Origin of the sequence: Streptomyces sp. ITFR-21 (assembly GCF_031844685.1) — a bacterium.
Lineage (GTDB): Bacteria > Actinomycetota > Actinomycetes > Streptomycetales > Streptomycetaceae > Actinacidiphila.
The window spans coordinates 4,667,908-4,691,602 of sequence record NZ_CP134605.1; the positions used below are offsets into that span (position 1 = coordinate 4,667,908).

Genomic DNA, 23,695 nt, shown 5'->3' on the forward strand with positions numbered 1-23,695 from the left:
CATCCACCACGATGACTCGCTGCTGTAGTACTGGGCCGCTACTGAGTCGACGCGCTCATTCGCACGCCACCGGTAATCAGAGACACGCAGTGACTGGTCAGCGGGCGGGCGAGGCATAATCGCAAGCTGGAGCTGGCCGTTGCGATCCGGGACCAGCGCAGTCTCGTGCCGCTGGTAGCGCGAGGTCCGCGAGATGGCCATGGTTCCTCCTCACACCCACCCGTACGACGACATGAGCGTCATGCTGATATCGACAGCACACCGCACCGGAGTCATACGCTGAGAGAAATGCGTGTAGGTAATTCCGATGTTGTTGACGTAGCCGAAGTACTCCATGCGTGAGAGACTCGGAAGCTTGTCCTTGAAGGAATGGCGGGCCTGACCGAAGCGGCACCAGACGGGGCTCATCTGCATGATTCCGAGAACGTTTCCCGAGGTTGCCTTGTCCGAGCTGTCCGTGGACTGCGCTTGCTGCGGCGTGTTGATCCCGACCAGGTTGTACAGAACGTGAATGTCGGCCATCACGCCATACGTGCCCTCGATCGTGTTGAACTTCGTTGTGTCGGACATTTCATAGGTGCGGTCGAAGAGCAGCGCGAAAGAAAGCGTTCCGCCGGCTGCGACCAGAGGGACGCCAGTGTCCAGATCAGACCGCGTGTAAGCCGGCATGACCTGGTTCGCCGCGTCGGTGCTGTGGCTCACGCTGACTTCGGATGGGTTGTATAGGAAGTTCAGCATGTAGAACCGGTTCGTCTTGGCTGTGCTGCTCTTCGGGAAGGCGGACACCATGTAGCCCCGCATGAGCCCGAAGCTCGACCCCTTTTCCCCGGGGAGATAGGAAGGAATGCTCTGAATCCTGGGGTCGAATTCGTTCTCCCAGATACCGCTCGCCGGCAGATTGACCGGGCCGTCGGACTTTCCTGTCATCACCAACCCCCCATCAGTGACTTGATCCGGTCGTCGGCGGCCACGTAGCTGACGAAGGAAGTCGCGGCGGACTTCGCGCCTTCCGCCGTGGCGGACGGCATCTGCACCACGACTGAGCCCGCGCCGAATGAGAGGGTCACTGCTCCGCCGCCGGCTGAGGTTCCTTGGTTCGAGCTAGGGTTGAGGCCCTGATTGAGGAGGGCCTGGCGCACCGTGTGGGCGGCATTCGCTTCGAGGACCATCTCGCCGCCGTGCAGCCGGGCATCGACTCCCTCGCCCCGCTGGCCGGGCACCTCCCAGGCACCGTCCTTGTACCAGTGCGGATTGTGCGAATTCCAGAACGACAGCGCCTTCGACGGGCTTCCGTAGCGGCCCTTGATGTATTTCAGACCCCACGCGATCTGTAGAGAGGCCGAGTTGCGCCACGCGGAAGTCGCCGTCTCCTTGTGGATATTGGACATGGCCTGCGGAATTCCGTAGGCGTCCGAACTAGGGTTGTCCGCGTGGGTGTTCCAACCGGACTCGCCCATCCACAGCTTGTACAGATCGTCAAATTCGCCTGCGGTCCAGCCGTATTTGGCGGCCATGGTTCGGCCGAGCTTCACGTTCGCGCGGGTGTCGCTGACCGTGTCCTTGCCGCCCGAGCCGGTGGAGGCTTCCTCGTTCTGCGAAGCACTCGGAGTACGGCTGACGCTTTGAAGGCTTCCTCCGCCACCTCCGCCACCTCCGCCGCTCCCGGCCAGGGCAGCCGCCAGGGCGTCGACTTCTTCGACAGATCCGTAGGCTCCCGCGTACGAGGGGCCGCTGCCGCCGCTCTGGCTGGCCGTGGGGTCGTCCTGGGCACCGGACAGACTTGGAGTGGCTTCCATCCCTCCGGACAGCACGCGCCGTGCCCGCTTGAACTTCGAGTACATCGGGCCCTCAACGACGCCCCGGCCGGGGTTGGCGGCCTCGATGACTCGGCCGTTACCGGCGTACATGCCGACATGGGAGAGGTCTTTGTAAAAGACGAGGTCGCCCGGCTTGACGTCGTCGATCGGGACTTCGACGCCCTTTTTGATCTGGTCATAGGTGACGCGCGGCAGACTCACGCCGACCGACCGGTACGCGGCTTGCATCAAGCTTGAGCAGTCCCAGGCGTTCGGCCCGGTGGCGCCCATGACGTACTTGTCACCGACCTGGGCTCGGGCGAAGCTGATGGCGGCAGCGACGCCGCCCCCGGTGACGCCGGCACCGTCGGACTTCTTGGCGCCCGCGCCCCCCTGCTTGGACTCCGGTGTGCCGGAGTCGCCGCCGAAGAGGCCGCCGACCCAGTTCCACGCGTCCTTGGCGTAGGAGGACTGGTCGGTGCCTGCCCCCGAGTCGCCGAAGATGACGTTGGGGCCCATATTCCAGCCCTTGATGAACCCGCTCGTGGCGCCTTTCCCGGAGTCCTTCAGCCGGGACACGGTGCCGCCCACCGGGCCGCCGGCCTTGTACGCGCCGGTCAGCCCGCCGAGCCAGTTCGCGAAGGGCCCCATGGCTTTCTGGAGCAGGGTCTTGATGTCCGCGAGGGTGTCGGCGCTCGCGCGGGCTGCGTCGAGGAAGGATGCGCTGGCAGGCAGGTGCCCTTCCCGGCTCAGGCCCTGGAGGTAGCGCTGCGAGTCCTGGTAGCTACCGCCGATGCTGGGGGCGTAATCCTTGATCGTGTCGCGGGCTTTGTCGCCTGCGCCGGTGCGCTTGCCGGCGTCGTCGATGAGCTGGAGGGCTTTGTCGGAGGAGAGCCCCTTGAGGCCCTGCTTCTCCGGGTTCATCAAGTCGCGTAGCAACTCTGTCTGGTTGCGCATCGCCTCAAGGGATTGGCCCGAAAGCCCGGCGGCTTGGCTCCAGTTCGCCATCGACATCGAAAGCGACCCGCCCTGCATAAGCTGGTCGTGCAGTTGTTTCGATGACAGGGAGCCAAAGCCGCCTGAGTTCACCCGCTGGGCCAGGCTGAGGGCCATGGATGCGGGGGAGTTCTGCACGCCGCCCGCGAAGCGAGTCGGGGCCAGACCGAACATCTGGCTGGCGTAGAACGCCTGGCCGGTGCCGAGTTCCTGCTGCATCTGGGCGGCGCCCTGCATACCGAGACCAGGGGTGATGTAGGCGGCGGAGGAAGCGCGGCTGAGCTGGTTCTGTACCTGGGACGAGGCGCTTTGCAGCGTGATGTCGGTCGAGCCCCCGTAGAGATCCTCATTGGAGGAGGCCCACATGATGGCGCCGCTGGACTTCAGGTTGCGGCCCATGGACTGCGCCCGCCTGCCAGCGGTTCCACTCCAGTTCGGTGCGGCCAGGTCCATGCGGCGCTCGAATTGGCCGAGTTGTTCTTCGAAACCCCCGCTGTAGTACGACCTCGCAGCCCCGACCACGGCGCCGGTGACCTGGCCGGCGAAGGCGACGCGGTTCATCGTCGTCTGCTGTGCTGACTGTCGGCGCAGCCGCTGCATGTCGGCGGTCATCTGTGCCTGGGAGGCGGTGAACTGGGAGTCCCGCAGGTTCCAGTTGTCGCGGGTCTGGCGTTGGGAGCTGACGAAAGAGTCGGCATTGATGTCGAGCTGCATCTGGGATTCGTCGCGGAACCACTGCGGCCTGCGCATGTCGTTGACCTGGCGCGTGCCCACGGCGCGTTGGCGGTCCCAGACGAGCTGCTGCCGGTCCAGGTCGTCTTGCATCCGCTGGCGCGCGACCTGGTGCGCGCTTTGCCCCTGGACGTACTGCTGCTGGAGGCGGCCGAGTTGGTTGTCCTGCCGCGTCTGGCCGCCCATGGGTCCGTAGGCGGTCATGCCGAGGGTGCCGAGGCCGGCCTGGCTGGCGAAGCGGTTCGTGAACGTGGTGAAGGCCCGTGTCAGCGCGTCGAGCTGCTGGCCAAGGTTGTTGGTGCCGAGGAGCCGGCCGGTGCCGGGATTGGGGGGCGGGGTTCCCGGTGGTGTCGGAGTGGCCACTTACGCCCTCCTTTCTACGTCCCAGGCGGCTCGGCGAATCCAGTGGCGCCGCTCACGAATGGATAGCTTCTTCAGTTCCGACAAGGGCCAGTACGGATGGATCTGGGAGAGGATCTCGATCTCGTGGAATGCGCGGGCGTAGTCACATTCCGCGAAATAGGACGGCCAGTGAGATTGGCAGAGGGACCTCCGTTCCGCACGTGTCGTGCACGAAGGAGAAATCTCCGTATCGGGGGCCAGGCTGAGTTTTGGCCAGGAACTTCAAGATGGTCTGCCGGTCGTCCATGAAGAGACTGGTTGCCGGGGGGCGTCGAGTCGACGAACCGTCGGCGTGCTGGATACGCAGCACGCAGCGGCCGAGGATCTCACTGTCCTGCTTGGCTTCGTTACCGTCCTTTACTGCGAACACGGCGGCCTGGTCGTCGCCGTTGGGAAGCCGCACAACAGCCGTGGCCCCTCGGCGCAGGGGTACCTCGAACTCGGTCCGTTCCGGATCGGCGAGGTGGGTGAAGGGGATCGCGTTCAGGGGCACCGTGAGGTCGATGAGTTCCTTGCAGTAGGGACAGGGGAGTTCTTCGAATACGAGGTCGTTTCCGAAGGTGGCTCGCCGGACCGCCATCACGAGGAACTCCCTGTCCCCGATGAGGAGTTCAGCGGCCAGCTTGCGGCTCATGGATTCATCGCCGACGGTTCGTACGCCGCGCAGCAGCAGCGTCTCGAAGACCTTGTAAGAGCTGCTGCCGGCAGCGGCGATGGCTTCCTCGTCGGCCCCAGTGAGTTCCTTGACCTCGGCTTCGCGGTACCAGGAGCCTTCTCGGCAGATTCCGCGCTCCAGGGTGACGCGGTTGTTTCCGGGATCGTCGATGACGGGTTCTCCGGAGTTGCGGTCGTCCCGAAGGACTGCCTGAGTGGCGGCTGTAGCTTCCTCTGGCGTCTCCAGGCCCTTGAGGGTCTCGTCGCCGAAAGAGTCGAAGTCGGGGAGCACAATGGGTTCGGGCATGATCGTGTCTTCCTTTGATTCGTCCCGGATTAAGGCAGGGAAATTCCGCTGCCAGGTCCGTACTTGTTTGCGATCTTGAAGTCCCAGCCTTCGTGGGCAAGGGTGATTTGCTGCAATTCCACACCATTTGCCCCGCTGTCCAGATCGCCGAATGCGATGCTGGTCGGCCAGCAGTTGTAGACGCGCCAGCCAGCCTTGTACGTGACGTTCTGAGTCGTCACCGGATGGTCGAGCAGGAAAATGTCCATGGTCGCGCGGAAGTTGTACGACCCGTCGTTTCCTCCGGTGCCCTGCATGACGCGGAAAAGCTTGGTCAGCCATGCGTAGATGTCGCTGTCGCCGCAGATCAGTCCTCGGGAAAGCGTGATGGGTGCGAAGTCGGACTGACCCGGCATCTTCTGGGTCGTCGTGTTCATCCCGCCCTGCCGATAAACCACTACGTCAGTGGTGATCGACAGGCCGGAGACGCTCATGAACCCGAGCTGGTTGGTACGCTTCGAAGAGTCCAGCGTGGAACCCGCGAGGTGAATCATCACCTGGAACTTGAAATTCCTGAGCGGGTCCGTCTGGAGCTGCGCGAGCGACGGCTTCTGGGTGGTGGTTGTGGCTCCCACGAGTCACCTCTCATTCCCGGTCTGATAGCCGCCGAGATGAATGGGAACGAGAGGCGGTAGGGCTGACATGGCCTCGATCAGGCCGTGCCCTCCACGGACGTGGTCGTGGTCGAGATGCCGCCCTGGTACTGCGAGATCTCGATGACGATGAACTCAGCAGGCGACGCGAGAGCGACACCGACCTGGATGTGGATTTCACCATTCGATACGGTCTGTGGAGTGTTATTGGTCTCGTCGCACACCACGAAGAAAGCCTGATCTGGGACGCTTGACTGAAGCTGATCCGCTTGCGTGAGCGTCATGAGCTGCTGCGTGACGAGAGCATTGAGGGTCTGCCACAGTTCTGGCCCGTTCGGTTCGAAAACCGCGAAACGTGTGACTTCCTCCAGCAGGTTTTCCAGGTACGTGAGCATCCGGCGAACGGAGATGTACCTGTCGGGCATTCCCTGCTTGAGTGTGCGGGCGCCCATAATGCAGTAACCGGCTTGTGGCACTGGGCGGATGACGTTGCACCCGATCTGATTGAGCGCGTCGAGCTGATCGAGAGTGAATGTGTTCTCCACGCCGACCGTGCCTACCAGACCGTAGGCGACGCCTGCCGGGCTGCGATTCGGCCCGACCGCTGCGTCTGCCTGCGCGAACTGCCCCATCACCGCTCCCGCAGGCGGCAACATCCGCGTGGAGGAGACCGAGGCGCCGGCAGGGTCCGCCACCTGAATCCACGGGCCGTAGAAGGCGGCGTACGAGGACTGAGGCGAATACCCGCCGATCGTCGAGGAGTACTTGTTGGCGGCCACGTCGGGTGCGGTGGGCGCCGGCTGGCGGGGCGCGTCGAGGATGAGGAATGCTCCTCGGCGCTGTTCGACCCAGGACAGGACGCTGTTGATCTGCGTCTGCGGGGGGATGTGGTCGGTCAGCGATGTGTTCCCGCACAGGTTGAGCAGCAGCACGTCGGAGATGCTCCCGAACTGTGCCGCTAGCTGTTCGGCAAGGTTGACCGCCAGGACGCCGTCGGCTCCGTTCTCCAGGGGAGCGTCAGAGACGTAGTCCGGCTGCCAGCTCGCATCCGGAACCGGGCTCGTTCCCGGCGTTGTGGACGTCGGGGGGAGCATGTTCTCCACGCTGATGTACGTCGATCCGCCGAAGGCGGAGTTGACCAGGCCGACGATGTAGCGCGGGTCGCCCGGGTTGAGTGAGACGTCCTGCCAAGTCTCGACAAGGGAGGACTGAGCGGTGGAGCCGTACTTGACGAAGAGGTGGAACCGGCCAGTGGTCCAGGAGGACACGGTGCTGATGAAGACCTGGTTGCCGTAGGCACCCCGCCCTCGCGCAGTGATCTGGAGTGCGTCCACGGCGGTGTAGCCGGCCGCCGTGTCGAAAGTCGCGGCCGTCGTCATCGGGTCGCCGGCGGTAGCCCCCTTGTACGGGGTGATCTGCACCGAGTACGTGGTGTCCGGGGCCAGTTCGGTGAACGCGGCGGTGGGCTTGCCGCCGCTCGGCTGCGCCACCCATACCGTCTGGGAAAAGCCCCCGTCGTCCGGTCGCGTGACGACGACCTGGTAGGCGTCCACCGAGGCCGCCGGCGTGATGGCGTCCCACTCGATCTGGAAGGCGGTCTGCTCGGGGTTGGCGGTGACTGCTCCCGAAGGCGCCGAGAGGGTCACGTTCGTCACCTTCGACGACGGCTTGGTGCCGGAGCCGCTGGGCGCGGTTCCGTCGGGCGTCGCGACGATGGTCTCCGGAGGGGGCAGAGGCTGGTTCTTGATCACCAGACGCGCGGAGACGGAGTCCGTCGGAGTGGCACGGAGAATCCATGCCTGCTGACCGCCGTTGGCGAAGTACTCGAATACCTGGAAGGGCAGGTAGTTCAGCCCGTTGCCGAATCCTCCGTACAGGCTCCGGAACTGCTCCCACGAGGTGACCTTCACCGGGTTGGACGGGCCCGCGTCGTGAGTGCCCACGAACGTGGCCACGGCGAGCCCCGGGGGCGTGATCGGCTGCGGCAGGGGGTTGAGCGACTCGGAGATGTACACACCCGGGCGCTTGTAGGGGAAGGTCGTGGGGGTGGTCATCAGCAGCTCCCAGGAGGTGCGGGCGAGACAGTGAGCGTCAGAGCGGCCGTGGTGACCTGCGGGGAGTCGTCGGAATCGCTTGCGGCGACGAGGAACTCCCCCGGTTCTCCGGCAGTGGGTGTGTGCGGGGTGCCGAACAGGGCGCCGCTGTGGGAGAGCGCGAGGCCGGCGGGGAGGCGAGAGCCCTCGGGGAGGGACCAGCGCGTCTCGCCGTAGCCACCAGCGGCGACCAGCTCCTGGCGGTAGGGCCGGCCGGCAGTCGCATTCGGCAGCGCCGTGGTGGTGATGGACAGCGCGGTCTTCGTGACGGCGTAGGTAGGGTCGAGGGGGTGGTCGGTGCCCGCGTCCCACGCCTGCTTGTCGAGGAAGTCGATGAGTACGCGCTGAGCCGGTGTCAGTTCGCGGATCTCGCTGAGGAAGATCTCGCTGGAGACGCGCAGTGCCCAGCTCGCGCAGAAGAGGCGTTTTCCTTGCTCGTCCTTGGACTCGCTGTAATCCGGGCCGCCCAGCAGGTCGAGCCGCCGCACAGTGCCGTCTTCTCCGACGGGTAGATATCCGAATCGGGCCGGTAGGAAATCGAACTGCATGAGGCTGCCGGTCAGCTCGATGATGTGTAGCTCTTTGCGCGCGTACACGTCGAGCTGGTAGTCGATGTTCAGCGGGACAGGCATCTGCGCGATGTACGGCGACTGCGTCGGGTCCGACATGTCAGCCCACGGGGCGTAGCCCTCGGGGGCGTAGTGCAGGTTGACCGTGCCCCGGCTCTCGCGCTCCTCGTCCCGTGAAATGCGGGTATGGGAGATCAACGCCAATGGGTAGGTGGCGTCGGCGAGTTCGTACTCAGGATTGCGGTATCGGACGGTTATACGGCGCCCCGGACCGGAGGTGGAGTCATGCACCATCAGGCCCTGGAACTTCAGCTTCAGGGCCTTGTCTTCGTTCAGAAGAAAGGGCACGGATCACTCCGGTATGGGCGTTTGTGGATCGCCCCACCAGAATGCTTGCGGCTATTTGGGAGCCGTTAATTCAGAACTGTGCCCCAGGTCAGAAGATGCCGGTGATCTTCAGGACGATGATGATGAGGAGCACGACCAGTACGAGGCCGAAGATCTGCGCGACAGTCATGGCGCTTTCCCTTCCTGACGGATGGGCCTGCCGGCGATGGAGCGACAGGCCCATGCGGTGTTACTGCTCGGCCGGGCCGTCCTGGTGGTCATCTCCGCGCGACTCCTGGCCCATCTCCGGGGCGAATGCGCCGTCGGCGGCGTAGTAGTAGCCAGCGGCTCGCGCGTCCGCCTCCAGCATGAGGTGGGTGCCTTCCTGGACTGTCTGCTGCGACGGGTCGTCCAGTTCGAAAGGGCCGGCCTTGATTGCCTTGTCGTACGACTCGTCGGAGACGGTGACGTAGGTAGCCATGGGGATTTTCCTCCTGGGGGCAGGGGTGCGTGCGGTGAATCTGGGCCTGAGCGTGGCACGCGTTTTTTGTCCCGGGTTAATCGCTAGAACACCCCGGTCCAGACATTGTTGGCGTCGGGTGTGTATCCCGAGAGCGTGATGCTGGTCGGAAGAGAGGTGTTACCGGCGGCGGCGCTTCGGCAGAACCTGTAGTTGCTTGCAGTCAGGTTGGCGTTTCCGGGAGTGAAGTTCGCGCCGTACGTGGACCCGCATGCGAAGGTGGGCGGGGTCGTTCCGTTCACGACCAGGGCGACGAAGTATTTGCCGGCGGCAGCCGAAAATGCAGAGGAGAGGGACATGGCCTTCTGGCCGGCACTTGCCCAGGCGGTCGATTGGTCCGCTGTGAGTGCGAGGCGGGTACCTGTCGAGCTGTACAGACCAGCCAGGCACTGGTTTGCCGTGAGTGTGGCGCCGGCAGTTCCGAGCACGACGGAAATCTTGCTGATGGTCGCCGGGTTGCGGAGGAGGATCTGCACCAGGTAGATGTAGCCGGCTGTCAAAGAAGTGCCAGCACTACTACAGCAGGCCGGGTCGAAAGCCCATGATATGAGGCCGTGGTCGACGGCCGTCCACGCGTTTCCAAATGCGGTGACGGTGGTGTACGAGGAACTGAGGTCCGGAATCTGGCTGGCGGGTACCTTTCCGCCGGAGTCCAGGCCAGCCACTCCGTTCGCAGCTCCGACGGCGGACGTGGTGACGACATTCCCGCCGCTCGTGGGCACTGTCTGCTGGGCAAGCTGCCGGCCGGCCATCAGACGGCTTCTTCAGGGGTGAGGAGCATTTCCGGGCCTTTCTTGCCGTGAGCACGCCGGCGGTTCGTGGTTCAGAACCAGGCAGTCTCGGACCACGCCTTGACGGTTTTTGCAGTCCAGGTGGTTCCGTTCCAGACCTTCAAGGTCTTCGGCGCCCACGCCGTTCCGTTCCACACCCTGACCACGGTGGTCGGAATCGTGTTGACGTTGTCCACCTCCGCAGGAGTGGTGTTACTGCCGGTGTCGGCGTACCCCTCGAAATTCGTGCGTAGATTTCCGAATTTCAGCCACTGCGGGGTAGCTGCACTACGCCGGGTGGTCCAGGACTTGGCGTCTGGGCTGGTCTCCCAAAAGAAGGTGCCGCTTGCCTCGCGGAAACGTACCCACCGGTGAGCCGTGGAGTCATAGGTGAGAATGGTGGGCGTTGAAACGTCAGCGGCACCGACGCAGTTCTCGAAAATGAGGCTCGCCGTGTCGAGGCTGTAGCGAATACGGACAAAGGTGCCGTTGTCCGTCGGTCCGAGAACAAGTGCCGAGAAACCCGTGTTAGTGCCGCCCGTCGGCATCACGACCAGCTCAGCAAAATGTGCTGAACCGGTGATCTCGTAGCCGGTGTCCGCTGTCGCCATCAGCCCCGGGTACTGGTCGTTCGCGGGGATGGTGGCGCGGTTGGCTGCCTGATCCCAGGAGGTCCCGCCCCAGTAGACGAATCGGGACCCGATGCCGCTGGTGAACTTGTCGACGATGTCGGCAGTGGGCGCGCTGAACAGGGCGTCGGCACCGGAGAACTCGACCCATCCTGGATTCGACGCCACTGCCGTATTTCCGGTGACCAGGTCGGTGACGCCAGCGCCGCCGTAATAGAGGATGCCGGTCTCCGACGTCGCGGAGGTGTTCTGTGCCTGGTAGCCGAACTCGACCACGATCCGATCTCCGGCCTGGACGTTGACGCTGGTGATCGCCGTCCCTGCGGTCCCGCCGCCGGCGGCCGTCGTGGGGAATGGGGTCGAGCCGGTGTAGTTGCTCAGGAGCGTGCCGCGCACGGTGTCGGTGTCTCCGGCCGTCACGAACATGTGAGCGCGAACGACCATGGCCGCGTTGGAGTCCGACTGCGAGCGGCCGGTGATCCAGGCGACGGTGCCGGAGAGCGTTCCGGCTTTCCGGGCCGCCGGGCTGATCCACCGGCCGAGCAGGACGTTGGTCGTCGTCGCCGAGGTCTCCGCCATGCCGACGCTGGTGGAGGCGCCTGCGGGCTGGCGCGCGAGGAGGCCGGCGGTGGTCGAGGAGCTGTCGGTCCAGGTGCCCCGTCGGGTGGCCGGCGTGTACGGGGCGGTGGAGGGCGTCAGCCAGAAGCGCGTCGCCATGGCGTCAGTTCGTGTCGATCCACACGTCACCCAGAGAGGGCGATGTGGGAGCGGTCGTGCCGACGGTGATCTTCGGGGTGGGGATCTGCGCCTGGGGGACTCTCCCGCCAGCGTCCAGGCCGGCCACGCCGTTTGCTGTACCGATCGCGCTGGTGGTCACCAGGTTGCTGTTCGTGCTCACGGGTACTGTCTGCGGCGCGAGCTGCCGGCCGGCCATCAGCCCACCACCGTGATGCGGAAGGTGTCAGCCGCGTAGCTGGCCGCTGTCGTCACGCTGACGGTGTTGGCGTCGACCACGACGAACCGTGCCGCGACCAGCTCGCCGCTGCTGATCTCGCGCAGGGACGGTTCGAGGATGTCCAGAGTGTTGAGGTTGTGGGCGATGTTCAGCGAGGTACCGCCCGTGAGGGCACCGACGTTCGCCGTGTACTTCCCGACCGTGCCGAGCGCGGATCGGGCGCCGGCCGCCGTGGTTGCGCCGGTGCCGCCCTTCGCGACCGAGACGAGACCGACGGTCAGGCCGGTCGCGCTCTTCGAGAGCGTGGCGTCGGCCAGCTCCAAGGAGAACACCGTGCCGGACAGCTCGATGCCGTTGCCGTCGGCGGTGTACGTCTGACCGCCGGTGGAGAACTTGACCCAGGTCTGTGTCCAGGCGCCGGGAGCACCGGAGGGGGTGGCGGTCTGGATGTACTGGCTGCCGGCGTCCGTGCCTTCGGCCACTGCCACCATCGTGCCGTCGAGGATTTCTCCCGTGGCGTCGGCGTCCACCCGGCGAGTGGCGGCCCCACCGGTGGCGCTGTAGGTGTAGATGCCGTTCTGGGTGCCGGTGGTCTGTGAAGCGGCCAGGAAGGAGTCGCCGTTGGCCAGGGTGATGCCGCTCATGGCAGCCGGCAGCGACGAGAGGTTCACGTTCGCGGTCGACACCACGCGGACGGGGTCCTTCACACCGGCGATTCCGGCCCTGGCGTTGTCGACGTACTGCTTGGTGGCCAGGTCCGAGGCCGCTGTCGGGTCGGCGCCATTCGTGGCGCGCTGCCCGTTAAGAGAGATCGCAGCATTCGGTGCGGCAAACTCGTCGAGCCGGTATCCCTTCACCGTGGGCGCAAGGTCCGAGATGGTGCTGGCCGGCTGCGTGCCGGTGTGGTCCGCCCGGTCAAGTGCGTTCTTCCAGGCCGTCACATTCCAGAACCGCACGACGTGGTTGACGGAGTCCGTCCAAAGCTGCCCTTCGACCGGCGCAGCGGGTGGCGACGAGGAAGTCTCCGGGACGAGTCCGCGAACGGGCAATTTGTTCAGCTTCAGGGAATCGCGGAAATCAGTAACTGCCATCGGGTACTCCTAGCTCAGAATCGCCGATCCGGTCTCCGCGAAGGCGAATTGGACGGTCACGGTGGTGGGAGAGGGGGTGTCGACGAGACCGCCGATTTCCCGGCCGCTGGTGTCGTAGGTCCGCACGGCCGGTGGATAGGGAAAGGTGTGCGGGATCGTCCACAGGGCGCTGGCGGCGCTCTGCGTCCAAGCGATCGGCCGGGGCGCCACCCGCTCCTCCAGGGCCTCCAGTTCGGCTCGGGAGACCTCGCCCGGCAGGCCGGGGGGCCCCTGTGCGCCCGTTGGGCCGACGACGGGCAGATAGCGGCCGGTGTAGGGCGAGACAGGCGCGAGGTCTGCCAGGTCGACAGGACCGCCGCCGGGGCGCTCGGGCAGCATGATGTGGTACTGCCTGATCTGCGCGCCCTTGAGCTTCTCAGTCACCAGGTAGGTCCAGCCCCGGGGCGATATGCCGGGGGCGTCCGTCGCGATCAGGTTCACCTCGAAGCAGCCCTGGTCGGACTTCGCGATCTCCACCGAGGCCACTGTGTTCGCGATCGTGTCGGCGTCCGGCATCGTCAGGACCGAGGGAGGGGCGAAGGTGAGGGTGCCGGTGAGGGGGGTTCCGTCGGGGGCGATGAAGCGTCCGGTGAGATGCACGGACGGGACTCCGGCCGGCAGATCGTAGACGAGTGATTCAGGCGTAAGGGTCATCGGAGCCGCCCTCCTCTGGCATTTGCGGTTCCGGGTTGCGGCTGAAGTCCCGCAGATACGGGGAGAATTGCGGGTCATTGACCAGTTCGTCGTCGCGGATCTGCTCGGCGTCGATGCTGACGATGATGTCCCGCCGACGGATCTGACCTCGGATATCGACGTGCTTTACCGAGAACAGGATGTTGTCGTAGGCGATCCGGTCGCGCTGGTACGCCCCGTGCCGAATATTGATGTCGGTCAGGCCGGTCTTGGCGAGCTGGTCGAACTCGGCAGTCACATGCAGCGAATCGACGATGTAGAGGCCACTGTCGCGAGGCTCGGTATTCCCGGTCTCCGAGTGGTCAACGTGAAGGGCCGGAAGCTGCCACAGCCCGTAGAACCGCTTGCCGCTGCCGGTCGCCTCGTCGTAAACCGGGTGTATCTCCGAGTCGCCGTACTGCCACCGGAAATAGGTGATCGAATCACCTGTGGTCCGCTGCCACCCTCGGAGTCCTCGGTGAATCAGGGACGTCTCGGTGTTGACATTCCACCGGCCCTTTTTCCAGTCCAGTCGTCCGCGCATTCCAGTCACCCCCACAGCCCGGGGTAGGTGGGGGACGGCACGCCCGACTCGTCCTCGTACTCCTCGCCGTCGATGGGCGGAAGCAGCCGCTGAGGCATGGAGTTGTCGTCGTACTCACGCTCGACGAAAATCGGTACCAGGCGGTTCGTGGTCCGGGAGACCCGGCGTGCGGTGAACATCTCGATCCGGCCCAGGCCGACGTTGAGCTGCTGGGCGAGCTGGTTGTACCGGCCCTGGAGCCCGGAGCTGGCGTCACCGATGTGCTGCATGAGCTGCCGGTAGCGCTGGGTGCGCGGGACGAAGGTTCCCTCGGCCGTCGAGATGTCGATGTCCGTGGCGGCGTCGGTGGCTAGGGTCCACAAGCATTGGATTGCCGCCAGGTAGGCGACCAGCGGCTCCTCGACGGCCGGCAGATTATCCAGCGTGACCGGCTCGTGGTCGTAGCGGATGAAGCCGTGCGCATCCCGGTATCGGGTCGTCAGGCTGCGGCCGTAGGCGTGCTGTTGCATCGCGTCGCTGACGTACGTCTCCAGGTCCGCGTCGCTGAAGAGTCCACCGGCCGTGCCCCGGACGATCAGCGTCTGGCCGTGGTGGAGAGGGGAGTAGACCGGGTTGATCAGGATGATGCGGCCCTCGTTGGGATCGAGGACGTAGTCGCTGTCCGCGATCAAGTCGACCGTGGCCGGCGGGGAGACAGTGCTGATCTTCGCCGTGACCTCGTTGAGCCCGGTCTCGGAAAGGTCGTAGGACGCCAGCTCTTCGGCGCCCAGGAACGTGTCGAGAAAGGGGCTCTCGAAGTCGCCGATCTCGTTCCGGATGCGCCGGATGATCCCCGCCGTGTCGGCCATGGTCAGCTCACCGCCAGCGTCATCGACAGAGATCCGGCCGCGAGCTGGAGGGCTTGGTTCTGGGAGGTGGTGATGGGTGTGGCGAGGTTCCAGGCCATCAGGCACAGCCCGCTGGGCTGGCCGGCCGAGCTGGTCATTCGGGTCACCAGCGCCGCGCCGGTCACCGGGGCCGCGAGCCCGGTGGGGTCGGAGAAAGGACCGAACTGCACCAGGTCCGACGTCGTCGCCGTCCGGTTGCCGGTCGCCGCAGCCGACCACGGAATGGGCTGCCGGGCATACCCGGTGCCGGCCGCTTCGATGCCGAGCAGGGTGGCCATGTCCGTCTGGGTGTCGGTGACGGCCTGCGTCAGGAGCATCAGGTAGGTGGCCTTCGGCAGAGGATCTCCGGCCTGCGTCTTGGCCAGCCACTCCGCTTCCAGCGCCGTCGACCGGCCGGCGAGATGGTCCAGGGCGGAGATAGCCCCTTGCGCAGCGATAAATCCCGAGGCGGCCATCAGCCCGCCCCGCCCGCCTGCTGAGCCAGAAGGTCCGCGTACTCGGGCGGCTCCTCGCCCTCGGCGACCAACTCGACGAACTGGCTCATGGGGAAGGAGATGTGGTGGACCGCGAGCCGCCCCGGCAGAGCGCTGTCCAGCCACATGCACAGCACCGATTCCTCGGAGCTGTAGCCGACGCCGTAGGTCGCTGGCTCGACGACCTCCAGGACGTAGAGCTGCCGAGGATTGTCGCGATGCTCGGCGCCGGACGGACTGACGTAGTGGAAACTCTTCGTCAGCATTCCGACTCCGTCGCCGTGGTCGGAAAGCAGGCAGTACCACGCTCCTTTCTCAGGGGAGGTACCGGTTTCCTTGAGACTGCTGGGCGCCGCCATCAGGAGCACTCCTCTTCCGTCAGAGCCACTGCCACACGTAGCCGAGCCGGTCCAGGTGCTGCGCCACGTGCAGTGGCACTGTGTACACCTGGCCCTCCTTGAAATCGAAGTCCGTTCCCTGTCCGATCGTGACCTTTTCGAGGTCGCAGGCAATTCGGATATTCACGGTCGTTGGAGGAATATCTACAGGGCCCTCCTCCGCGGCCTCCTCAGAGACGGTCTGGATTGTGCGGCCCTTCTCGTCGAGGGCAATCGGCTCGTCGAGGCCAGCCTTCTGCTGCGCCTGGAACATGGCGATCTCGTCCTTGCGCTTCGCCAGCTCCTCAGCGTGCAGTTCGGCCAGAATTGTCTTCTGGTTCCCGGTGTGGTCACGGGGGTTTCGCTTCGTGCGCGGATTTGTGGGCACGATCATTCTCCTAGCGAATCGAGTACTGAGTTCGGGACGGCGACGGACGTGATGCCACCGCCCCCTTACGCGAGTGGATCAGTTCGTGGCGCACTGGACGACGGCGTAGTCCGTGATGAGTCCGAGTCCCCAAATCGAGTACCAGGCCAGTGCGTGCTCACGGCCGAAGTCCAGAACACCGCCGTCGCGCAGCTCCACCGGCAGAGAGATTGCGTGGCCAGCCGCGTTGTCCCCGATGACCAGGGCACGGTAGATGGGATTCGACGGGGCGTTCGGATTCGACGGCTGGGCATTCACGGCCGGAATGGCGGGCGTTGATCCGGATGCGCTCCGGGCGGGCTGACCGCCCCAGCTCTGGGCGGTTCCCTGCGGGATGTTCGTCCCGAGCTGCGGAGTCGCGGGCGGCGTGGTGTTGCCCTGGAATACCTGTGTGGTCTCCACGAAGACCACGTCATTGAGGCGCCCGATTTCCCCCAGCATGAAATTTCCGGGCGCCGCGTACTGGGTGACGTGGATGAATTCGGGGTCGTCACGCAGTCGCCGGGACTGATGAGGATGGATGAATGCCACGTACGTTTCGCCGAGACGTGGGACATTGCGGCTGCTGAGCGTCTCGACTGCGTCTTTCACGAGCGCAGCCGTGAAGTAGAAACCCCCGTTGGTGGTCAGGGTTGCTTCGGAATCCGCGAACATCCCCCGGTCGTAGGGAGAAAGCGGAGTGCGCGGTGCGCCGGCCGACCAGGTGGCCATCTTGTCGTATCCGTAGAGGACCGACGGGGCGCCGAGAAGGGTATCGCGGCACATGGAGTCGAGGTATGTCGCCATGTTGCGTCCGAGAAGACGGGCGCCGCTCGCCATGACGTCATCGAAAGACGCGTTGAGCAAAAGCTCCGTGACCGCGATGGCGAATCCGTGTTCCGCGACGGTGATGGTGATCTGCTCAGCGGAAAGCGCGTGCGTCTCCATGCGGACGCCTTCTACGAGCTGCTGGGCGCCGTCGAGGCTGCGGTATCGCATGAACGATACGGAAAGGCCCGGAGCGGTCCCAAGCTCTGTTTTCTTCACAAAAAACTGTTCGAAGCGAAGCACCGGCATCGCCTGAAACAGAATTTCCTTCGACCAGACATGCTGAATTGCTGGTGTGAGCATGCTGGAGTTCGCCGCCTGATAGGCGGTCGGGGTGGGGGAGAGAACCGGAGTTCCCGTGATTCCGCTTGCCACGATGTACCTCTCATCCCGTCAGGGCCCCGCCGAGATGAGTGGGAATGAGAGGCGGTCTGTCTGGTTTTCTTGGTGGTCGCGGTCAGTCGAACATGCCGCGATTGTTGCTCTGGTTGGCCGCTGCTCCGAGAAGCTGCGACCGGTACTTCGCGAATTCGCTCATCGGCATGTTCTTGATGTCCTCGGCCGAAAGAGTCCGCGTGCCGGCCTCACCATCGGTGGGACCGTTGCCGGTGTAGCCAGTGGCGGCCACGCCCCGCATCTGCGACCGGGCGGCCTCCTGTGCCGACTGGACCGACTGGAAGATCTGGGAGGTCTTGTTCTTGAGCAGCTCGATCGACGCGTCCACCTCCTCCTGCGAGTTGCCGGCGATGAGGTCGACGAGTTCGGGAGCGATGTGGTCGCGTTCGGCGCCCGCCCGCTCCTGAATGTAGGCACGGAGAGCGTTGTACTCCGACTCCTTCGCGAGGGCCGCCCGCTCCTGCTCGCGCTCCTTCTGGAGTTCCGCGAACTTGCGCTCCCACTCTGAAGACCGCTCCTCCAGAAGGCGCTTCGCACTCATCTCGGATTCGGCCTTGGTCTTGGCCGCGTCCTGTTCGGCCTGCTGGCGCTGGGCCTCTTCGGCTTCCCGGGCCTGGCGGTCCTCGCGGAGCCGCTTCAGCTCCGCCTCCAGGGCCTCGCTGCGCTCGTCGACCTTGGTCAGGCGCGAGTACAGCTTGTCCTTCTCCTCCTGGCGGACGCGCTCCAGGTCGGCTGCTGTGAAGCGGGTTTCCTGCCCGGCGGACTGCGGCTTGGCCGGCTCCTGGACGGTAACCGTCCCCTCGGGGGTGACGGCGGTACCTGTCGCGGGGCCGCCCGGCGTGCCGGGGGTCGTCTCCTGCGGACCGTTGGGTGCGGGGTTTGGTGCCACGGTGGTTCACTCCAGGCTGGTGAAGCCGCCTGAACGAGTAGGAATGATTGGCGGGCAGTTCAGTCGTTTTCCGGGTTCCGTCGCTGGGCCAATTTGGTGCCCTTCGACAGCGTCACGAGTTCACTCAAAACCGATTCGGTGTCCTTGCCTTGACCCACTCCCGGTACTCCGGGAAGCGGGCCAGCGCTTGTCGCTCCTGCGTTTCCGGACCCCGAGGAGCCAGAAGCGGCAGGTGCAGGAGGCGGGCTTTCCACACCTTCCGGCGGCAATCCCGTCTTGCGCAAGATAGCTGAGGCGATTTGCGCCTTGATATATTCGAGCGCGCCGTCTTCCTTAGCCTCGGTCAGCCGCTCGTCGAAGATCTCCTGCATCTTTTCGCCGGGGAAGGTCTCCCCGAGGTCTCGTAGTGCACCGCGCTTCGATTCCAGACCCAATGCGAGCTTGGCTTGGACCTCATTGAGCTTGACCAGAACATCGACTGGGAGCGGAGGCGGCCAGTCGACTGTGGTGTTGTAGACCCCGAGGTCGCGGGGGTCGATCACGAGCGGCTGGTCGTCGGACACGCGGATGCCCTGGGTGTTCGGGTCGTAGACACGGCACTCGGGCTCGTACAGGAAGAGAGTGCGCAGGACGAGTTCGTTAATACGGCGCAGCCCGTGGGTGTAATTCGTCTGCTTGAGGCTGTAGCGCTGCATAAGCGGGAAGAACTGAATACTCAGGGCCACCCCGCTCGTGTTCGAGATCGCCTGGGCCTGGCCGAGTGCGGTCTCGGGAACACCAGTCAACTCGTGCATGGCCCGCTTGATCAGCTCCAGGTAAGCGAGAGGGCCGTTCAGGTCGACCCCGTTTTCCAGGTTGAAAACGTTCGCGTCCTTGGGCAACCCACCCCAAATTTTGCGGGCACCCTTTTCCAGATGGCTTGCCTTCGCACCGGTGATGATGGTGACGGGAGCCGCGTGGTAGTTGACGATGTCGCTGATCTCCGTGCACTTCTCGTTGTACTCACGATTCAGCGGGATCAGGTCAACGATGTCTGAGAGGCCCCACGGCGAACCGGATATCTCGATGTTCCTGATATGCACGATGGGGATGGTGCCGAGCGGATTCTCCCTGGCGTCGAGAAGCTCGTCGTTTACGTACTCCTCGATGTATTCATCCGTGATGATCTCGGTGTACGTGTAGACGGCGCGCGTGCCCTCCAGGGAAGTACCCCAAAACTTGTATTTGATCTTAAACCGGAGGAGTCGATAATCGGTCCCGGTCATGTGGGTGATATTCCGGAAAACACTGTGCAGCGTTTAGCGGAAGAATCCTCACGCGACCGGGATGCTCGTTTCCTGCCGAGTCGTACCAAGCGGGTTCGTATGCGACTTTGACGAAGCAGTCTCCTGCGACGGAGCCGTTCTCCCCCATCTGCCAGAGCGTGGACTTCTTGTCGTTGTCCACGGTCCATACCCGGTCCAGCAGGGCCGGGACGATGTGCTCGTAACGCTTCTCCGACTGGAAGTGGACGCCCCTGCCGAAGGTGAAGTTCGTGATGTACCGGCTCAACGCGCCCGTGTAGTTGATAGTGATGTTGGGCTCGCCGGCTTCGCGCTTGTACGCCCAGTGGTAGCCGAGGTACCAAGCCCAGTGATTCGAGTACCGCGTCAAGCGGGGGCCGTGGACGTCATAATTCGAACTCCTCGTCCGCCAACTCGACGAGGCCGAGCGGAGAGACACTGATGGAGAGGTCGCTGGCTGCGGCTCGCATGCTGGGGGATGCAAAGGCGATCGACATGGGCATCACCTCCTTTCCGAATGTGCGATGGACGCTCTGCGTTGTCCGGGATCAGATAAGTGCCAGTTGAGGCACCGTGGGCCCGGTCCAGGGCAGAGCCATCAGGTACATGCGCGGACTGAGTTCCTGTGTCTGGATCGCCTTCGAGGACGCGGCGGCGCCGTAGATATCGAGGGAGATTCCGACCCGCACGCTCTTGCCAGCCTCGACGGTCTCGATGAAATGGAGGTGCATGGTCTGGTCGGTTCCGTTGGCGATGAACTGATTGCGGTCCACGTAGGTGGTGGCGCCGTCGGCACGGAGCTGAATACGGGCGCGCACTGCGGCGGCGGTGGTGTCCGTCCAGCCGACCGAGATGGTGGAGTGCGCGATCAGAAGCCTTCGCTCCGTGAAGGTGGGCACCTGGTACGAGTGGACGAGCGTCGGCGTCTTGACGTTGCCGGCCAGGGAGAAGAGGGCCGTCCGCGACGTCGCCACAGCCCACGGGGCGGCGCTGAGAGCCGTGATCTGCCCCTGCATCGTGGTGATCGCGGACTGCTGTGAGGACTGGGTGCTGTTCAGCGATCCAATGGAAGCCGACGCCTCGATCAGGGAGGGGCTGAGCGGCCCCGTGGGCGCCGTAGCCCCACCGATCACGTTCTTGAGAAGCGTGTCGATGGGGTCGGCGACAGCCGCCAGGTCCACCGGGATATCCGGCGTCTTGCCCTCGGTGGGAATGGGGATCTTCCCCCATGGCGTGCTCTGGCCGGGATTTGTCATCAGTCGACCCGAGCGTAATTCCGACGCTGGCTGTGGCCTTCGCCACGGTTCACCTGCGAGTAGGACTGGGCGGGCTCGGAAGCGCCCTGCGCCATTTCCTGGATGAAGGTCGGGGCCTCCGGCCAGCTCGCGGACCCGACGTGCGCACGCTCGCGCATCGTCTCCTCCGGCGACTTCTCGAAAACGTTCATGTTGTGATTCATTCGGCCGGCGGGGGTCTGGTACCCCTGCATGACTCCCTTGCCGAACTCGTTCGGGATATCCGTGTCGGTCGAAACCCCTTCCTGGAAACGGAGGGGGCCGCGCCGCGCGGTGTTCTCTGCGTGCTTCGTCTCGTAGAAGCGGTCTGCGGACTCCTGGAATGCGGGGTCCGGGGCAAGCGGGCTGTTCGCCATGGTGTGCCTCCCGGCGATGAGACGTCTCACCAGGACGCTACGGGCGTGTTTTTGTGACCCGATAATTGCTACCAGGGGGCGTTGTGCATTTCGACCTCGGGCATGGTGAGGTCCGCCGTCAAGTACAGGGCGTTGGAGAGTGAGTCAACGTAGTCGTCGTGGGCTGCATCCACTTCGGGGGCGGCGACGATGATGTGGGGCCCCTGATAGTTCAACTCGGCGTCTTCCATCTGCTGCCTGAAATTGCGCCAGTTCTTGGTGGCCCGTGTCTTGGCGTGTGCCGGCCACACGACCAAGCCCTTGGACATGAGGTCCATCATGTGAGCCCAGCGCCTGGTCTGACTGGTTCTGTCGCTCTTGAGGTCCAGGATCTGGGCGTATGGCATCAGGACGCGCAGCCGGCTCGCAACGACGTCACCGAGACCGCCGGAGTCGATCCCGATAGCGAATACGCTGTAGTGATTCAGGAACTCCACGATCCTGTAGTACTGGGTCTCCCAGTCCATGCCCTGAAGGTCCAGCCAGTTCAGCACGCGGTGCTCGAAGTTCCCGTACTCGTCCGGGTAATCCCAGTTGACCCAGCAGACCGTGACAATGGTGGAGTCCGTTTTCCGGGCAGGGTCGATGCCGACAACGACAGGGGAGCGATGCCATTCCTGGACCGCACGCATGGACGTGTCACCGAGGGCGTCGAAACGGTCGCTCGTGACGAGCATGCCCTTGTCAAGGAGCCAGACCAGCCGGTAAGAAAGTTTGAATTCGTCGGACTCTTCGCCGAGCCGGTCCATCTCGCTCTGCACGAACTTCTTGTAACGCGGGACATGCTTCGCAACCGTCTTCCAGTCGACCTGGAAGTGATCCTGTCTGCGGCCCTTCCTGGTGGCATTCCGGCGGTTCTTCTGGATCTGCTCGTAGAACCCCGACTTCGTGTAGGTGGGGGTCCCCGTCATCACCATCAGGCCGGCGGTGCTGGCAAGCATCGGTCCGATGCTTTTGTTGAGCACCTTTTCGTCGGCGGCCTGGGCTTCATCAATGACGACGAGGTGGTATGTCTGGCCCTCGATCATGGCCTTCGGGTGTGCCGTTTGTTTCCGGATCAGGCTGCCGCAGCGCTTGAGGTGCAGAACCTTTCCGCGCGCCACCAGCTTCTCGTCGATCTCTGGATCGGCGAGTATGTCTGCCGCTCTTTCGGAGGTCAGCCGGCCGACGATACGAGAGAAGAGCGTCTCGCTCATTTCGTCGGTGGGAGCAAAGACGCCGACCCACAGTCCCTCGCGGAATTTTCCCAACAGGTCGGGAAAGACCTGCGCAAGCCTCGGCAGCATGATGGCCGCACCGGAAATGACGTCCGCGACGGTTTCCGACTTCCCGCTCTGGCGTGACCACAGCGCGGTCAGCTTCGCGGAGTCCTCAAGGATCAAGGACTCCAAGATGCGTCGGGCGAAAGGGAGTTGGTACGGCCGCAGGGGGTGCCCGCTCAGCTCGTCGATGACGATGATGATCTTGTCGATGATGTCCGAGACGAGCGCCGCGTCGGTGGTGGCGCTATCCGGCACGGCCTCTGGCTCCTCGGGCAGGCCAAGGGTCAGCTCGTGCTCGGTAGCGTCCAGCGGCGTCCCCATCCGCTGAAACTAAAGTCGGACAATATGGGACGAATAATCCTGATCACGCAACAATGCAAGGTAGCTCACTGCTACCTGTGCGTTGTCACGCTAGGGTGCCCTCATGTCTACGATGCCGACCTGGGCCGACCGCGCCCGCCGCGCCAGCACGACTGAGATCGACCTCGCGACCTTCGACGAGCGCTGGGCGAAGACTCACAGCAGCGGCGAGACCTTCCGGAAGTACCGGGGCTACGCCGACCTCTTCATGGAGTGGGCCACCCGCTACACCGACTACTCCGGCATCGACATCCTCAAGGAGGCCGGCCTGCCCGAGCTGGAGGACTACTTCGACTACCTCACCTCGGAGCACTGGGACGGCCACCCCGGGCCATGCGTCAGTGAATGTGGCTCCCTGCCGTACGAAGTGCCGAGCCTCAAGGCGAAGTACGACGCGCTCAGCAGCTATTTCGGGTACGCCATCACCCACCAGCTCCGGGGCACCAACCCCGTCAAGGGCATCAAGCTCGACCCCCGTGCCCGCAAGAAGAGGATGATCCTGCTGCCGTGGGAGATCCACGACATCGTCGCGGCGGCCCGTGAGGAGTCCATCCGGGCGGCGGTCACGACCGGGTTCTTCTTCGGTCCTGGCGTGCGCTGCGAAGAAGTCGAGCGGATCGACGTCGAGAACTTCTACCAGGTCCCCCGGGGGCGCATGCTGCGGTTCCGCCGCAAGGGCAAGAACCGCTGGCAGGACATCGACGTCCCCCGCCCACTGAACCCGCTGATCGACGAACTCCTCGGCGGACGCACCAGCGGCCCCCTCATCATGTCCACGGGTCGGCGCACGCGGAACAAGGACACTGGCGCGCTGGAGCACACCCGCCTGGATTCCTCCGGTCTGTGGCGGATGGTCAAAAAGGCCGGCGAGCGCTGCGGCCTGAATGTCTCGCCCCACGACGGCCGCGCCACGTCTATCACCCTGTCCCTGGTGGACCCTGCGCAGCCGTCCGTCGACCGCGTCATGACCTTCTACGACCACCACGACCTGGCCGTGACCCTCGGCTACCGAAATGCCGCTCGGCTGCCGTCCGGCTTCCACCGGAATCCGTACGGCATCGACTGGAGGACACAGGCGCCGTAACTGAATATCACCGAGAAACCCTCCCTGCATAC

General features: G+C 64.5%; 26 protein-coding genes. 1 reads left to right on the forward strand and 25 read right to left on the reverse strand.

Going from position 1 to position 23,695, the window contains the following annotated elements:
• Positions 1-210 precede the first annotated feature (210 nt).
• The 25 genes from RLT57_RS20920 to RLT57_RS21040 form a co-directional block, all read right to left on the reverse strand.
• The gene (locus RLT57_RS20920; protein ID WP_311298806.1) at positions 211-927 is read right to left on the reverse strand and encodes a hypothetical protein; all 717 of its coding nucleotides are present in this window, start codon (positions 925-927) and stop codon (positions 211-213) included.
• Entirely contained in the window at positions 927-3,887 is a 2,961-nt protein-coding gene (locus RLT57_RS20925; RefSeq protein WP_311298807.1) for a C40 family peptidase, read from the reverse strand. Before RLT57_RS20925 ends, RLT57_RS20920 begins: the two co-directional genes overlap by 1 nt.
• A 142-nt stretch (positions 3,888-4,029) precedes the next feature.
• Positions 4,030-4,887: a hypothetical protein gene (locus RLT57_RS20930; protein ID WP_311298808.1), complete on the reverse strand. Its 858-nt coding sequence runs from the start codon at positions 4,885-4,887 to the stop codon at positions 4,030-4,032.
• A 29-nt stretch (positions 4,888-4,916) separates the two neighbouring features.
• Positions 4,917-5,501, reverse strand: coding sequence for a phage tail protein (locus tag RLT57_RS20935; protein ID WP_311298809.1), 585 nt, complete (start codon positions 5,499-5,501; stop codon positions 4,917-4,919).
• 77 nt (positions 5,502-5,578) lie between these two features.
• Complete coding sequence (locus RLT57_RS20940) at positions 5,579-7,573, reverse strand: fibronectin type III domain-containing protein (protein WP_311298810.1); 1,995 nt, start codon at positions 7,571-7,573, stop codon at positions 5,579-5,581.
• Positions 7,573-8,529: an Ig domain-containing protein gene (locus RLT57_RS20945; RefSeq protein ID WP_311298811.1), complete on the reverse strand. Its 957-nt coding sequence runs from the start codon at positions 8,527-8,529 to the stop codon at positions 7,573-7,575. Before RLT57_RS20945 ends, RLT57_RS20940 begins: the two co-directional genes overlap by 1 nt.
• 88 nt (positions 8,530-8,617) lie before the next feature.
• The gene (locus RLT57_RS20950; RefSeq protein ID WP_311298812.1) at positions 8,618-8,752 is read right to left on the reverse strand and encodes a hypothetical protein; all 135 of its coding nucleotides are present in this window, start codon (positions 8,750-8,752) and stop codon (positions 8,618-8,620) included.
• A 6-nt stretch (positions 8,753-8,758) separates the two neighbouring features.
• Positions 8,759-8,989: a hypothetical protein gene (locus RLT57_RS20955; RefSeq protein WP_311298813.1), complete on the reverse strand. Its 231-nt coding sequence runs from the start codon at positions 8,987-8,989 to the stop codon at positions 8,759-8,761.
• Positions 8,990-9,072: 83 nt separating this feature from the next.
• On the reverse strand, positions 9,073-9,780 hold the full coding sequence (locus RLT57_RS20960; RefSeq protein ID WP_311298814.1) for a hypothetical protein: 708 nt from the start codon (positions 9,778-9,780) through the stop codon (positions 9,073-9,075).
• Between the two features lie 71 nt (positions 9,781-9,851).
• The gene (locus tag RLT57_RS20965; RefSeq protein WP_311298815.1) at positions 9,852-11,144 is read right to left on the reverse strand and encodes a hypothetical protein; all 1,293 of its coding nucleotides are present in this window, start codon (positions 11,142-11,144) and stop codon (positions 9,852-9,854) included.
• A gap of 4 nt (positions 11,145-11,148) precedes the next feature.
• Complete coding sequence (locus RLT57_RS20970; RefSeq protein WP_311298816.1) at positions 11,149-11,325, reverse strand: hypothetical protein; 177 nt, start codon at positions 11,323-11,325, stop codon at positions 11,149-11,151.
• A gap of 35 nt (positions 11,326-11,360) precedes the next feature.
• The gene (locus RLT57_RS20975; RefSeq protein ID WP_311298817.1) at positions 11,361-12,473 is read right to left on the reverse strand and encodes a hypothetical protein; all 1,113 of its coding nucleotides are present in this window, start codon (positions 12,471-12,473) and stop codon (positions 11,361-11,363) included.
• A 9-nt stretch (positions 12,474-12,482) separates the two neighbouring features.
• Positions 12,483-13,166 (reverse strand): hypothetical protein, encoded by a 684-nt coding sequence (locus tag RLT57_RS20980; protein WP_311298818.1) that lies wholly within the window; start codon positions 13,164-13,166, stop codon positions 12,483-12,485.
• Positions 13,150-13,728 (reverse strand): hypothetical protein, encoded by a 579-nt coding sequence (locus tag RLT57_RS20985; protein WP_311298819.1) that lies wholly within the window; start codon positions 13,726-13,728, stop codon positions 13,150-13,152. The genes RLT57_RS20980 and RLT57_RS20985 overlap by 17 nt, the downstream gene beginning before the upstream one ends.
• Before the next feature lie 5 nt (positions 13,729-13,733).
• A complete protein-coding gene (locus RLT57_RS20990) occupies positions 13,734-14,576 on the reverse strand; it encodes a hypothetical protein (RefSeq protein WP_311298820.1) in 843 nt (280 codons plus the stop codon).
• A 2-nt stretch (positions 14,577-14,578) separates the two neighbouring features.
• Positions 14,579-15,070: a phage tail fiber protein gene (locus tag RLT57_RS20995; protein WP_311298821.1), complete on the reverse strand. Its 492-nt coding sequence runs from the start codon at positions 15,068-15,070 to the stop codon at positions 14,579-14,581.
• Positions 15,070-15,354 (reverse strand): hypothetical protein, encoded by a 285-nt coding sequence (locus RLT57_RS21000; protein WP_311298822.1) that lies wholly within the window; start codon positions 15,352-15,354, stop codon positions 15,070-15,072. The genes RLT57_RS20995 and RLT57_RS21000 overlap by 1 nt, the downstream gene beginning before the upstream one ends.
• 112 nt (positions 15,355-15,466) lie before the next feature.
• Positions 15,467-15,859 (reverse strand): hypothetical protein, encoded by a 393-nt coding sequence (locus RLT57_RS21005; RefSeq protein ID WP_311298823.1) that lies wholly within the window; start codon positions 15,857-15,859, stop codon positions 15,467-15,469.
• Positions 15,860-15,931: 72 nt separating this feature from the next.
• Positions 15,932-17,074 (reverse strand): N4-gp56 family major capsid protein, encoded by a 1,143-nt coding sequence (locus tag RLT57_RS21010; RefSeq protein WP_311298824.1) that lies wholly within the window; start codon positions 17,072-17,074, stop codon positions 15,932-15,934.
• 82 nt (positions 17,075-17,156) lie between these two features.
• Complete coding sequence (locus RLT57_RS21015; RefSeq protein ID WP_311298825.1) at positions 17,157-17,984, reverse strand: hypothetical protein; 828 nt, start codon at positions 17,982-17,984, stop codon at positions 17,157-17,159.
• A gap of 59 nt (positions 17,985-18,043) precedes the next feature.
• Positions 18,044-19,249: a phage portal protein gene (locus RLT57_RS21020; protein WP_311298826.1), complete on the reverse strand. Its 1,206-nt coding sequence runs from the start codon at positions 19,247-19,249 to the stop codon at positions 18,044-18,046.
• Positions 19,215-19,637 carry a hypothetical protein gene (locus tag RLT57_RS21025; RefSeq protein ID WP_311298827.1) on the reverse strand — a complete coding sequence of 141 codons (423 nt, stop codon included), beginning with the start codon at positions 19,635-19,637 and terminating at the stop codon, positions 19,215-19,217. The genes RLT57_RS21020 and RLT57_RS21025 overlap by 35 nt, the downstream gene beginning before the upstream one ends.
• A 178-nt stretch (positions 19,638-19,815) precedes the next feature.
• Complete coding sequence (locus tag RLT57_RS21030; protein WP_311298828.1) at positions 19,816-20,523, reverse strand: hypothetical protein; 708 nt, start codon at positions 20,521-20,523, stop codon at positions 19,816-19,818.
• Positions 20,523-20,918 (reverse strand): hypothetical protein, encoded by a 396-nt coding sequence (locus RLT57_RS21035; RefSeq protein WP_311298829.1) that lies wholly within the window; start codon positions 20,916-20,918, stop codon positions 20,523-20,525. The genes RLT57_RS21030 and RLT57_RS21035 overlap by 1 nt, the downstream gene beginning before the upstream one ends.
• Positions 20,919-20,986: 68 nt before the next feature.
• A complete protein-coding gene (locus RLT57_RS21040) occupies positions 20,987-22,540 on the reverse strand; it encodes a terminase large subunit domain-containing protein (RefSeq protein ID WP_311298830.1) in 1,554 nt (517 codons plus the stop codon).
• A gap of 103 nt (positions 22,541-22,643) precedes the next feature.
• Here RLT57_RS21040 and RLT57_RS21045 point away from each other — a divergent pair, with 103 nt between their 5' ends.
• Positions 22,644-23,663: a tyrosine-type recombinase/integrase gene (locus RLT57_RS21045; RefSeq protein ID WP_311298831.1), complete on the forward strand. Its 1,020-nt coding sequence runs from the start codon at positions 22,644-22,646 to the stop codon at positions 23,661-23,663.
• Positions 23,664-23,695: the final 32 nt, after the last annotated feature.